This window comes from Sphaerisporangium siamense, from assembly GCF_014205275.1.
Classification (GTDB): domain Bacteria; phylum Actinomycetota; class Actinomycetes; order Streptosporangiales; family Streptosporangiaceae; genus Sphaerisporangium; species Sphaerisporangium siamense.
This window is the reverse complement of the sequence record NZ_JACHND010000001.1, coordinates 3,129,112-3,141,981: the sequence shown is the minus strand read 5'-3', so window position 1 is coordinate 3,141,981 and position 12,870 is coordinate 3,129,112. Positions and strand designations below refer to the sequence as shown.

General features: G+C 69.9%; 11 protein-coding genes. 4 read left to right on the top strand and 7 right to left on the bottom strand.

Going from position 1 to position 12,870, the window contains the following annotated elements; genetic code table 11:
• Positions 1-198: 198 nt before the first annotated feature.
• From BJ982_RS14450 to BJ982_RS14440, 3 genes are all read left to right on the top strand, one after another.
• Positions 199-1,635, top strand: coding sequence for an aldehyde dehydrogenase (locus BJ982_RS14450; protein ID WP_184880388.1), 1,437 nt, complete (start codon positions 199-201; stop codon positions 1,633-1,635).
• Positions 1,636-1,716: 81 nt separating this feature from the next.
• The gene (locus tag BJ982_RS14445; RefSeq protein WP_239123335.1) at positions 1,717-2,835 is read left to right on the top strand and encodes a helix-turn-helix domain-containing protein; all 1,119 of its coding nucleotides are present in this window, start codon (positions 1,717-1,719) and stop codon (positions 2,833-2,835) included.
• 6 nt (positions 2,836-2,841) lie between these two features.
• The gene (locus BJ982_RS14440) at positions 2,842-3,378 is read left to right on the top strand and encodes a PIN domain-containing protein (protein ID WP_184880386.1); all 537 of its coding nucleotides are present in this window, start codon (positions 2,842-2,844) and stop codon (positions 3,376-3,378) included.
• A 34-nt stretch (positions 3,379-3,412) separates the two neighbouring features.
• Here BJ982_RS14440 and BJ982_RS14435 read toward each other — a convergent pair whose 3' ends face one another.
• From BJ982_RS14435 to BJ982_RS14405, 7 genes are all read right to left on the bottom strand, one after another.
• Complete coding sequence (locus BJ982_RS14435) at positions 3,413-3,562, bottom strand: hypothetical protein (protein ID WP_184880384.1); 150 nt, start codon at positions 3,560-3,562, stop codon at positions 3,413-3,415.
• A 472-nt stretch (positions 3,563-4,034) separates the two neighbouring features.
• Positions 4,035-4,265, bottom strand: a complete 231-nt coding sequence (locus BJ982_RS14430) for a hypothetical protein (RefSeq protein WP_184880382.1) — start codon at positions 4,263-4,265, stop codon at positions 4,035-4,037.
• 445 nt (positions 4,266-4,710) lie between these two features.
• Positions 4,711-5,916: a helix-turn-helix domain-containing protein gene (locus BJ982_RS14425; RefSeq protein ID WP_184880379.1), complete on the bottom strand. Its 1,206-nt coding sequence runs from the start codon at positions 5,914-5,916 to the stop codon at positions 4,711-4,713.
• Between the two features lie 219 nt (positions 5,917-6,135).
• The gene (locus BJ982_RS14420) at positions 6,136-7,053 is read right to left on the bottom strand and encodes an RNA polymerase sigma-70 factor (protein ID WP_184880377.1); all 918 of its coding nucleotides are present in this window, start codon (positions 7,051-7,053) and stop codon (positions 6,136-6,138) included.
• Entirely contained in the window at positions 7,050-8,243 is a 1,194-nt protein-coding gene (locus BJ982_RS14415; protein WP_184880375.1) for an NAD(P)/FAD-dependent oxidoreductase, read from the bottom strand. Before BJ982_RS14415 ends, BJ982_RS14420 begins: the two co-directional genes overlap by 4 nt.
• A 320-nt stretch (positions 8,244-8,563) precedes the next feature.
• Entirely contained in the window at positions 8,564-9,694 is a 1,131-nt protein-coding gene (locus tag BJ982_RS14410; RefSeq protein WP_184880373.1) for an acetate/propionate family kinase, read from the bottom strand.
• Positions 9,691-10,515, bottom strand: coding sequence for an alpha/beta hydrolase (locus tag BJ982_RS14405; RefSeq protein ID WP_184880371.1), 825 nt, complete (start codon positions 10,513-10,515; stop codon positions 9,691-9,693). Before BJ982_RS14405 ends, BJ982_RS14410 begins: the two co-directional genes overlap by 4 nt.
• 493 nt (positions 10,516-11,008) lie before the next feature.
• On the opposite strand from BJ982_RS14405, the gene typA reads away from it, so the two are divergent.
• Positions 11,009-12,859, top strand: a complete 1,851-nt coding sequence (gene typA / locus BJ982_RS14400; RefSeq protein WP_184880369.1) for a translational GTPase TypA — start codon at positions 11,009-11,011, stop codon at positions 12,857-12,859.
• The last annotated feature ends 11 nt before the right edge of the window (positions 12,860-12,870 follow it).

Genomic DNA, 12,870 nt, shown 5'->3' with positions numbered 1-12,870 from the left:
AAGATGCAGGAGCTCGGTTTCCCCGGAATCGGGCCCGACCGTATCGCGCCGCCCGCGCCGCCGTCGCACCGCCCCGGCCCCGCGCCTTGCCAACGCGGCCAGAACATGATTCGGTCACTAGGGTCCGGGCGTCGCGGCCCACCGTCGCGCCGCCGGATTCGCGATCCCCGGCCGTCCGCCCGAAGGAGGCACGCCCGAATGCTCCAGCACGACCGTCTTTTCATCGGAGGCGACTGGGTGGCCCCCGCGGGCACCGGGACGATCGACGTCGTCTCCCCCCACACCGAGGAGATCGTCGGCCGGGTCCCCGACGGCACCCCCGCCGACATGGACCGCGCCGTCGAGGCCGCCCGCCGCGCCTTCGACCACGGCCCCTGGCCGCGGATGACCATGGCCGAGCGCGCCGAGGTGGTCGGCAGGCTCGCCGACCTGTACGCCGCGCGCCAGGCCGAGATGGCCGAGCTGATCACCCGGGAGATGGGCTCCCCCATCACGTTCTCGCGACTGGCCCAGGCCCCGCAGCCGCTCGGCATGCTCCAGTACTACAGCGCGCTCGGCAGGACGTTCGCGGTCGAGGACGAGCGCCCCGGCGTCTTCGGCCCGGTCGTCGTGCGCCGCGAGCCGGTCGGCGTGGTCGCCGCCATCGTGCCGTGGAACGTCCCCCAGTTCGTGATCATGACCAAGCTCGCGCCCGCGCTCGTCGCCGGATGCACCATCGTGATCAAACCCGCGCCCGAGACGCCGCTGGACGCCTACCCGCTCGCCGAGATGATCCGGGAGGCCGGCGTCCCGGAGGGCGTGGTCAACATCGTCGCCGCGGGCCGGGAGGCCGGCGAGCACCTGGTGGCGCACCCGGGCGTCGACAAGGTCGCCTTCACCGGCTCCACGGCGGCGGGCCGCCGCATCGGGGCCATCTGCGGCGAGCAGCTCAAGCGCTGCAGCCTCGAACTGGGCGGCAAGTCGGCGGCGATCATCCTGGACGACTGCGACCTGACCGCCGCGATGGGCTTCCTGTCCATCGCCTCCCTGATGAACAACGGCCAGGCGTGCGTGGCGCAGACCCGCATCCTCGCGTCCGCCTCCCGCTACGAGGAGGTCGTGCAGGCCGTCGCGGACATGGTGGCCGGCCAGCAGGTGGGCGACCCGTCCGACCCGGCCACCGGCATCGGCCCGCTCGTCGCCAAGCGGCAGCAGGAACGCGTCGAGGGCTACATCAGGTCCGGCATCGAGGAGGGCGCCAAGCCCGTCGTCGGCGGCCTCGACCGCCCCCGCGACAAGGGTTGGTACGTCGCCCCCACCGTCTTCGCCGGGGTCACCAACGACATGCGCGTCGCCCGCGAGGAGATCTTCGGCCCGGTGCTGGCCGTCATCCCCTACCGCGACGAGGAGGACGCCGTCCGCATCGCCAACGACAGCGACTACGGCCTGTCCGGCTCCGTCTGGACCGCCGACACCGACCACGGCATGGACATCGCCCGCCGCGTCCGCACCGGCACCTACGGCGTCAACCTGATGAACACCATGGACCCCTCCACCCCGTTCGGCGGCTTCAAAGCGAGCGGCATAGGCCGCGAACTCGGCCCCGAGGGCCTGACGTCCTACCTGGAATACAAGTCCATCGCCCGCCTCGGCTGATCTACCGGCGGACCCCCTCTGACCATGGCGTTTACCTGATTGCCATTGAGGGGGCCCACCGCGTGTTCTAGAATCGCACACGTGAGCGACGAGGAGACCGGTCGGCTCGGTGAACGGATCGCCGAGGCACGCCATCGGGCCGCGATGACCCAGGCCGAACTCGCGGCGACGGTCTCACTGGAACGCTCGGCTCTTGCGAAGATCGAGAGCGGTTCCCGCCGAGTGTCCGCATTGGAACTGGCCCGCATAGCCGTGGCGCTCGATGAGCGAATCGAGTGGTTCGTATCGCCGGCTCCCGCCTCGGTCGTGTCGCACCGCAACCTTCAGGAACCCGGAGCCAAGAGCCCGGCGATCGACCGCCTGGTAGAGCGGCTCGCCCGGCATGTCGAGTTCGCCTTGGCACACGACGAGAGATTGGCACTCGACACTCCGAATCTGGCGCGTCCGGAGTCGGGGCGGGCCGCCGAGAAGTCCGCCGCCGACGCACGCAAGTTGCTGGGGCTGACGGAGAACGCTCCCCTTCTGGACGTGTCAGGTCATGCGGCGAAGGCGGGCCTTCTCGTGTTCGGTTTCGACATGGGAGCCGATGCCGCCGACGCGGCGTCGATCTTGCTAGGACAGGGAGGCGTGGCCGTCGTGAACGGAGGCCTTCACGCCGGCCGGCGCCGCCTCGCCGCCGCCCATGAGCTGGGCCACTACCTCTTCGCGGACGCCTATACCGTCGACTGGCGCATCGCCGAGCAGGAGGGTGACGACATCTGGGAATCACGGCTCGACCGCTTCGCTCGAGCCCTGCTTCTTCCTCCTCAAGGGCTCACGCATGCCTGGACTCGGTTCCGGCGTGATTCCGACCTGCGCACGGCCGCCGTCAAAGCCGGCAGTGTGTTCCGGGTTGACATGTCCACTCTGGCGCGGCGCCTGCGTGAACTGAACCTCGTCGATGCCACCGAAGCACACCAGGTCCGCAGTGTCCGTACCACCAAGTCCGACATCGTCGAGTTCAATCTGGTGGTCTGGGAAGAGATCAGCCCCTCGCCCTATCTCCCGAAGCCGTATATCGCGTCGATCCTGCGGCTCTACCGCAATGCCACGATTTCCGGCGCCCGCGCGACGGACCTTCTCATGGACGCGTGGAACGAGGAGGACCTCCCGGTGGTCGATCCCCTCCCGGACAGCGCCATCTGGCAGTTCGTGTCCTGACCCCCGATGAACGCCGAAGAAGTGCTCGTCTTCGACACGGGCCCCCTCAGTCATTTCGCGATCAACAACTGGCTGGGCCCCTTGAAGGCCGTAGTCGGCACGCGCAGAGCATTGATACCCGACGTGGTCGTCCAGGAGTTACAGACCGGTGCCGTACGGCACAGCGGCGTCGCGGCGGTGCTGACCGCGCCCTGGATCGAGAAGTACCAACTGTGCAGCACCGACGAGCTGGCGGCGTTCGGGCGTTTCTCCGCCTTGCTCGTCAAGAAGGATCGAAACTGGGGTGAGGCTGGAGTCCTGGCCCTGGCCTCGACCATGGGTGCAGTGGCCATCGTGGACGACCGCGCCGCACGCAAGGCGGCCGAGACCCACAAGATCAAGAACCGCCCCACCCTCGCTCTTCTCTGCGACGCCATCAGACAAGGCCTACTCACCCCCACACTTGTCAGCGAACTCGCCGATGACCTTTTGTCCAGTGAGTACCGGCTCCCGTTTCCGCGAGGCCAGTTCGTCACCTGGGCCACGGAGAACGGTCTCATCTGAGGGCTGCCAGTGCCACGCCCTATCTAGACTCCAGCTACCATTCGAGTCCGTCACGGTCGTCCTCAGGGGTGTCTGGGGCGTCTCGGTTCTCCAGCACGGCCAGCACCAGGCACACCACGATGAACAACCCCACAATGGTCAGCGCCGTGACATCGCCGACGGTGAACTCCCGCACCGCGAGCATTGACGGTTCCTCTCTGATTCGGCCGGGTGGAGATGGGCGGCGAGTTCGGCGGCGATGTCGTTCTGGGCGGTGAGTTCCATCACCAAGTCCACGGCGTTGCGGCGGGCGATGGACGGGTACAGGCCGGCCGTGCGCTCGGCAGGGGTGAGTGGGGCGTGGCGGAACGCCCACCAGCCGCCGTGGGTGCCGTCGCTGCGTCGTACGCGGGCGATCCGCCACGCCGGGTAGTCGCGGTTGAGAGCGGCGAGCCGGTACTCCCCCGCAAGGGCCGCCTCCCACCCGCGATCCACCGCGCGCGTATGAGCCTCTGCGGTTCCGCCGTGCCGGGGCATGTATCCGCCGACGCTGACTCTCGGATCGCGCATCCCGTACGCGTCAGGCACCTGGCACTCAGCGGATATCCCGGATAAGTCCGACCCGCTGGCACTGGGGTGGACATGCCTGCCACGACCGGCGTACTGCCCGAAGGATCTCATGCCACCTTCGTCATGGGCGCACGCACCGATGTCATCGCCTCAAGCTCGCCCTCACGCATCCGCTCGCGCAGTTCCTCGGGCGTGCGGGCCTCGACGATCATCGCGACCGGGCAGCAGGTCGCGATGGCGTAGAACCGACGACTCCACAGTCCGTACATGACATGCCAGCCCGGCTCAAGCCGATCCATCTGGGCGGCCAAGGCTCGCTTGCCCGCGTCCCACCGCACGGGCCGAACCTCGGTGAAGGGCGTACCTTCCTGGTGTCTGCCCGCTGTGCGGCTCACGCTGCGCCGCCATTCGCCGGCACGCCGCGGCGACCATGGTCGCGCCGTCGGCATCCGAACCGCTTGGGCGGACAGATGGCATGCCACTGGATTCTGATGGCTCTAATGTTGCTCACGGGTCAGGACCTCAGTTCCTGATCAAGGGTCGGCCGGAGCGATGCCGCGCTCCGGCCGACCCGTACTTAGAGCGTGATCTCCCGAAGTAGGACGCCTTCCGCTACGACCACAGACGACTTCGGCGACCGACCTGGCGGCCATGCCGAAGTTTCAGCGGGATGCGCCGGCCATTCATGCGGCTCGGGCTCGGCGAGATCACACACGTCCACGCAGCCGACGTTAAACGCTCAGTGACCACACGGATTCACAGATGTGAAGTGACCGGATCCGGTCAGTGCGGGATACCCATTCGTGCGGCCATCCCGCGGAGTTCCCGGGTCAAAGTCGTGGGCAACTGCTGGCCGAGGAGGTGCTGGACCGTCTCCTGTACGGCGGTGCTGTTGCGGACGCGCTGGGGGGCGATCCGTTCGGCTGCCTTGAGTTCGGTGACGGCGGGGAGACCTCGTTTCAGGTGAGCCAGCGCTCGTCCCTTGTCCGCGTGGAAGGTGGCGATACGTTCACGGTTGGGCATGACGTCCGGCATCACGTTGGATGACATCTCGATCGCGCGCTGGTAGTCCCCGTACTCCATGGCCACCGCCAGACTCCATACACCGACGTTGGCGGGACCGAACGCCGCGAACGCCCTGGGACTCTCGCCCGTGCGCGCGGCAACGTCCCGCGCCTCGGCGAGATGGTCGTCGGCGAGGTCGGGCCGGTGCACGGCCGCCGCGGACAGCGCCGCGGTCAGATGCAGCATGCCGTAGAGCTCGGCGGCGGTCCCCGGTCTCACGTGCGCCTCCAGCGCGTCCGCCGCCTTCGACGCGATGCTGTACGGGCGCCCCCAGCCACGAGGTTTCGGCATGATCATGACTCTGAGGTAGGCCGAGTGCGCGGTCGCGACCGGATCGTCCAGGAGCAGTGCCGCATCGCTCGCCCTGGCCACGGCCACATAGGCGAGGTCCTGATTCCCAAGGTGCTTCAGAGTCATACCCGCCGCGTTGCAGGCTTCCACGAGGAGCCGGAGAGCATGGCGGCGGGACCGCTCGTCCCCTGTGGCGGCGTGCCAGTGCAGCTCATCGATGACCGGGGCGACCAGTCGCGCGCGTCGTTCGTAGTCGGCGGAGTTGCGCATGTCGGCCAGCTCGCCGAAGAGGAAGGCGTCCAGCACCGGGAGAGGACGGCCCGTCTCGGCCGCCGGATCGTCCAGGCTGTTACCAGTCAGCGCGGCACGAAGGAGAGGGATCGCGCTGCGGGGCGCGGTCTGAGCGGCGTCGCGGCCCATCTGGGGCGTCCCTGTGAGCTCGATCTCCGACACGTTGAGCGCCGCGGCCAGCGCGGAGATGTGCGACCGCCGGTCAAGAAGTCTCTCTCCGCGCTCGGCCATGCTCAGGAACGACGGGGAAAGTCCGACCTGCCCGGCGAGCTGCGCGAGGGTCATGCCCCGCCAGCGGCGTAGCGTCCGTAGCCGGGCCCCGATGGTTACGTCATTGCTCATCGCCCTGACCTCCTGAGACCTGGACATTCAGGCTACGGCGCGGGGGTCGTGCGTGCACGGGTATCAGACAGGCGGCCCCGCACGGAGAGGCCTGTGCTCCGTCGTCCATTACGGCCCGCACGCTGGGGGTCGAAGGGGGCGGGAGCCCCCCTGGGAAGAACAGCCCGAGCCGGAGGCGAGGACCTTTTCCAGCGGTGCCGCTCGGCGCGATCAGGCGGTTCACATGAGTTCGTGCCGGGTGCCGTTGGTGATGGCGTGGAGCTTGTCGGGGTTGGCGACGTTGTGGATGGTGGAGATTCGGCTTTCCGGGTCGAAGTCGAAGGTCAGGGTGGCTACCACGCGGTCCGGGCCGTGGAAGACCACGCCGGGGCCGCCGTTGATCCAGGTGAGCTCTGCCCGCATCTGGCCGGGCTCGATGCCCTGGTAGGTCATGGTGCCCAGGGCGGCGAACCAGCGGGCCACGGTCTCCAGGCCGACGACCGGCTTGAGGGCCTGGCGGACCTTGCCGCCGCCGTCCGTCCACAGCGTCACGTCCGGGGAGAGCAACTCCATGAGGGTGTTGATGTCACCGCCCGCCGTCGCCGCGAAGAAGCGCTCGGTGACGTCGCGTTGGCGGGCGCGGTCCGCGGTGAAACGGGGGCGGCGGGCCTGGACGTGCTCGCGGGCGCGGTGCGCGGCCTGCCGGACCGCCGTCTCCGAGCGTTCCACCGCCTCCGCGATCTCCGCGTGGCTGAAGGCGAAGACCTCCTTCAGCACGAAGACCGCGCGCTCCAGGGGGCTCAGCGTCTCCAGCACGACCAGCAGGGCCATGGAGACCGAATCCGCGGTGGCGACGCCGTCGGCGGCGTCCGGGCCGGTGAGGATCGGCTCGGGGAGCCATGGCCCGACGTAGGTCTCGCGCCGGTGGCGGGTCGAACGAAGCCGTTCCATCGCCAGGTTGGAGATGATCCGGGTCAGGTAGGCCTTCGGGTCGGCGACCTGGGAACGATCGGCCGCCGACCACTTGAGCCAGGCGTCCTGGACCACGTCCTCGGCGTCGGCGGCGGTGCCGAGGACGCGGTAGGCGACGGAGAAGAGCAGGGTGCGGTACTGCTGGAAGGCGAGCTGGTCGGGGCCGTCCTGCTGCGGCTGGGTCACTTGGCGCTCCGAATGCGGGTGTAGCGGCCGCCGTGCGGCCAGAACGAGCCCGAGGCGGGCATCTTCTTCATGCGGGCGAAGGTCGGCCACGGCGCGGCGGTGACCGTCTCCTTGTACTTCGCGGCCCGCTTCCCGGTCAGGACGATCCGGCGCGGGCTGTCGTCCGGGTGGGTGAACTGCACGACGGCGTCGTTCCGGCCCAGGCTGACGGGTGTGTGATAGTAGCCGAAGCGGAACGGCTTGGGTTCTTTGCCGGCCAGGACCCGCAGGATCGAAAGGGCCGCGTGCACGCCGGTGGGCATGCCGCCCTGGCAGGTCCCGTGCATCACGCCGTAGCCCTGACGGATCGCCGCCGCGTCACCCACGGCGTAGACGTCCGGATGGGAGACCGAGCGGAGCGCGCTGTCCGTGACCACCCGGCCGCGCTCGTCGACGGTCAGGCCCGCGGCGGCGGCCAGCGGCGAGACACGGGTGCCGCTGGTCCACAGCACCGCGGCCGCCGGGACGCTGGAGCCGTCCGCGAGCTCGACGCCGTCCGGCAGCACCTTGATCACCTCGACGCCGCCGCGCACGCGCACGCCGAGCCGGGCGAGCGCCGCGTCCAGATATGCCTTGGCCTTCGGGTGCATGCTCGCGCCCGGCTCACCCCGGCCCAGCAGGACCACCTCAAGCTCCGGGTGCCGCTCGGCGATTTCGGCGGCGGCCTCGACGCCGGTGAGGCCGCTGCCTCCGACCACGACGGTCCCGCCGTCGAGCCGGGTCAGCCGGTCGGCGAGGAGGGCGGCGTCCTCCGGGCCGTCGAGGGTGTAGGCGTGGTCGTCCACGCCGGGGACGGCGCCGGTGTCCGCGATGCTTCCCAGGCCGTAGACCAGGGAGTCATAGCGCAGGACCCGGTGGTCGTCGATCCGGACGGTCTTCGCCTCGGCGTCCAGGGCGGTGACCCAGCCGCGGACGAAGGCGGCACCGGTGCCGTCCAGCAGCTCCGGGATGTTCATCTCGGCCGTCTCCTGGCCGGTGGCGGTCATGTGCAGCCGGAGCCGCTCGGTGAAAGTGTCGTAGGGGTTGACCAGCGTCACCCGCACGCCCCCACGCTTCCTGGTGCGCGCCGCGAGCTGGATCGCGGCGGAGAGCCCGGCGTAGCCGGCGCCCAGGACCAGAACCTCGTGCCGCCGCGCCGCTGTCACGTTCATCGCTCTGCCATCTCCTTGGTGTCTGTCGTCCCCGCCATGCGGACGACCACCAGACGCAAGCTGTCCTTCCGTTCGTGACATGGCACCGATATGACCCGCGTCACATCGCGAAGACACCGCGGCCGCGCGCGGCCTCGACGACCCGAGCACCGCCGATCGAGACACCGCTAGTGGGCGGGCGGAGCCTCGCCCAGGGCGCTGGGCGCCGCTGGGCGATGGCCCGCGGGGGTGGGAGGCGAGATCGCCCCCGCGGACGAGGGGGCCCTCAACGGGGAGTCCTCGTCCTGGACCTCGTACCTCCTCGCGGAGGTAGACGACATTTATTGGGGTTTGGTTCGCGCCACTACGGCGGAAGTTTCGAGGGCGATCTCGAGTTCCTCGTCGGTGGGGATGACGGCCACCGCGACGGCGGAGTCGGCGGCGGAGATCAGGCGGCTGCCGGAGGCGAAGGTGTTGCGCACGGGGTCGAGGCGGATGCCGAGGGGCTGGAGGCCGGACAGGACGTTCTGTCTGACCAGCGGGGAATTTTCTCCCACGCCGCCGGTGAAGGCGATCACGTCGACCCGGCCGAGGACGGCGCAGTAGGCGCCGATGTACTTGCGCAGGCGGTGGCAGTAGACGTCGTAGGCGAGGACGGCGTCGGGGTCCCCGGCCTCGACGCGGGCGATGACCGTCCGCATGTCGTTGTCGCCGCACAGCCCTTGCAGGCCGCTGTTCCGGTACAGCATGGCCTCGACCTCGTCGGGGGACATGCCCGACCGGATCAGCACGAAGATGACGGCCGGGTCGATGTCGCCGGAGCGGGTGCCCATGACGAGACCTTCCAGCGGGGTCATGCCCATGGAGGTGTCCACGCACCGCCCGGCGGAGACGGCCGAGGCGCTGGCCCCGTTGCCGAGGTGCAGCACGATCGCGTTGGCGGTGCCGGGGCGGCCGACGAGTTCGGCGGCCAGGCGGGAGACGTAGGCCGTGGAGGTGCCGTGGAAGCCGTACCTGCGCACGCCGTCGCGCTCGGCGATCTCACGGTCGATGGCGTAGGTGCGGGCGGCGGGCGGGATCGTGCTGTGGAAGGCGGTGTCGAAGACGGCGACCTGCGGGAGGTCGGGCCTGAGCCTGCGCGTGATCTCGATGCCGGCGAGGTTGGCCGGGTTGTGGAGGGGGGCGAGCGGGATGGCCTCCGCGATGTGCTTGACCACGTCGTCGGTGATGAGCACGGGGCCGGTGAACAGGGGGCCGCCGTGGACGACGCGGTGGCCGATCGCGGTGAGCTCGGGCGAGTCCAGGGAGACCTCGTGGGCCACGATCCGCAGCGCGGCCTCGTGGTCGGGGACGGGGGAGCCGTGCTCGCCGATGCGCTCGACCTTGCCTCCGACGACGACGCGCGCAGGGCCGTCGAGGTCGATGAGCTGGTATTTCACCGACGACGACCCGGAGTTGAGTACGAGGATCACTCGGGCACCGTCCGCTCGGCCGCGTCGGGAACGTCGCGGCGGTCCAGGGACGGGGGACGGTCCGTGAGGCGGGGCAGATGGGAGATCCAGCGGCCGATGCGCCGGATCAGGTCGGGTGTCGCCGAGGACTCGGCGTGGCCGTACCCGGGCTCGATCCACAGTTCCTTGGGCTCGCGGGCGGCCTCGTAGAGCTGGTGGGCGTGCTCCAGGGGGAAGAAGGTGTCGGCGTCGCCGTGGACGATCAGGAACGGGACCGGGGAGACGCGCGCGGCGGCCTCGTGCGGGGCGAGCGGCACGGGGTCCCAGGGGATGGAGCGGATGCGGGTGCGTTTGACGAGCCGGGCGGCCAGACGTCCCGGGGCCTTCTCGATGGCCCAGTGGACCTGGCGCATGGGCCGCGTGCCCCGGTAGTACCAGCGGGCGGGGCCGCTCACCGCGACGACGCCGTCGGTCCCGCCGTGCAGGGCGGCGTGGCGGACGGCCACGGCGGCGCCCATGGAGAAGCCGAGGGTCGCGACCCGGCCGTAGCCGATGGAGCGGGCGTGGCCGACGGCGGCGGCGATGTCCAGGACCTCGGCGTCGCCGACCGTGGTCAGGCCGCCCGACCTGCCGTGCCCCCGGAAGTCGAAGGCGACGACGCCGCCGTAGCCGCTCAGCACGTGGGCGATGCGCCGGGTCGTCGCGTCGCGCCAGGAGCCGGTGAAGCCGTGCGCGAGGACGATGCCGAGGCCGGCGTCGCCGCGTGAGGGGGTGTGCGCCGCGTCGATCCGCACACCGTCCTTGGTCATCAGGGTCGCGGGGAAGGTCGCGGCGAGGGGCATGCCAAGAGCTTATGCGCGTCATGCCCGGCGCAGACGGCCGACCGTCCCGCGAGGGGTCGTGTGGCCGTCTCCTGGTCCGCCTTCGCCGAGATCGGCATGACGAACCCGGCCGCGAAAGCGGCCACCACCAGCGCCCATAGGGCGAGACGGCAGCGTTGTCCGAGGGGCCGCCTGCACGCGAACGGGATCAGCGGCTGCACTACCCGTTCGGTGGCGGCGAATCGCGTCAGTCCTTCGTCCACCATGCTGGCTGTCTTCCCGAGGCGGGAGGGGTTAGTCCAGCGTGCCGGGTTCCTTGACTCCGCGCACGGCCTTCCCGGGTGTCCGGATACCGGCATTCGGCCTGCTCATCGGCGAGATCCGGACTTGGTGAAATCTGTGGGAATTGTCCGCGTTTGCACGGAGGCGCGCGTGGCGGTAAGGGCGATCGCCTAAAATGGTGGGGGCCGCGATGTCCGCGGCCGGCCCCCACGAACCAGAGCGAGACTCCATCATGCCTTTGAACAGCCGCGACGACCTGCGGAACATCGCGATCATCGCGCACGTCGACCACGGCAAGACCACGCTGGTGGACGCCATGCTCTGGCAGTCCGGAGCCTTCCGCGCCAACCAGGACGTCGACGAGCGGGTCATGGACTCCAACGACCTGGAGCGCGAGAAGGGCATCACCATTCTCGCCAAGAACACCGCCGTCCGGCACGGCGGCATGACCCTCAACATCATCGACACCCCCGGCCACGCCGACTTCGGCGGCGAGGTCGAGCGCGGCCTGTCGATGGTCGACGGCGTCGTTCTGCTGGTCGACGCCTCCGAGGGCCCGCTGCCCCAGACGCGCTTCGTGCTGCGCAAGGCGCTGACCGCCAAGATGCCGGTCATCCTCTGCATCAACAAGGTGGACCGTCCCGACGCCCGCATCGCCGAGGTCGTGGACGAGGTGTACGAGCTGTTCATGGACCTCGACGCCACCGAGGAGCAGATCGACTTCCCGATCGTCTACGCCTCCGCCAAGGCCGGCCGGGCCAGCCTGACCCGCCCGGCGGACGGCGGCATGCCCGACTCCGACGACCTGGAGCCGCTGTTCGAGACGATCGCCTCGACGATCCCGGCCCCGGTGTTCGACCCGTCCGCGCCGCTGCAGGCCCACGTCACCAACCTGGACGCCTCCAGCTACCTCGGCCGCATCGCCCTGTGCCGCGTCCACCAGGGCACGATCAAGAAAGGCCAGCAGGTCGCCTGGTGCCGCACCGACGGCAGCATCCAGCGGGTCAAGATCAGCGAGCTGCTGATGACCGAGGCCCTGGAGCGCAAGCCCGCCGAGGAGGCCGGGCCCGGCGACATCATCGCCATCGCCGGCATCCCGGACATCATGATCGGTGAGACCCTCGCCGACCCCGACGACCCGCGTCCGCTGCCGCTGATCACGGTGGACGAGCCGGCGATCTCGATGACGATCGGCACCAACACCAGCCCCCTGGTGGGCAAGGTCAAGGGCGGCAAGGTCACCGCCCGCCTCGTCAAGGACCGTCTGGACAAGGAGCTCGTCGGCAACGTGTCGCTGCGCGTGCTGCCGACCGACCGTCCCGACGCCTGGGAGGTCCAGGGACGCGGCGAGCTGGCGCTGGCCGTCCTGGTGGAGCAGATGCGCCGCGAGGGGTACGAGCTGACCGTCGGCAAGCCGCAGGTGGTCACCCGCGACATCGACGGCAAGGTGCACGAGCCGGTGGAGCGGCTGACGGTGGACGCCCCCGAGGAGTACCTGGGCGCGATCACCCAGCTCCTGGCCGTCCGCAAGGGCCGCATGGAGCACATGACCAACCACGGCACCGGCTGGATCCGCATGGAGTTCGTGGTGCCCGCCCGCGGGCTGATCGGCTTCCGCACCGAGTTCCTCACCGAGACGCGCGGCACCGGCCTGGTGCACCACGTCTTCGAGGCGTACGAGCCGTGGTTCGGCGAGCTGCGCACCCGCAGCAGCGGCTCCCTGGTCGCCGACCGGGCGGGCGCCGTCACGGCCTTCGCGATGCTCAACCTCCAGGAGCGCGGCACGCTGTTCGTCTCGCCGGGCACCGAGGTGTACGAGGGCATGATCGTCGGAGAGAACAGCCGCGCCGACGACATGGACGTGAACATCACCAAGGAGAAGAAGCTCACGAACATGCGGTCCTCCACGAGCGAGGAGACCGAGAAGGTCATCCCGCCGCGCTCGCTCTCGCTGGAGCAGGCGCTGGAGTTCTGCCGCGAGGACGAGTGCGTGGAGATCACGCCGCAGACCGTCCGCCTGCGCAAGGTCGTGCTGGACGCCGCCAGCCGCGCCCGCACGCTCGCCAGGTCCAAGCGCGGCTGACCCGCCTGCGG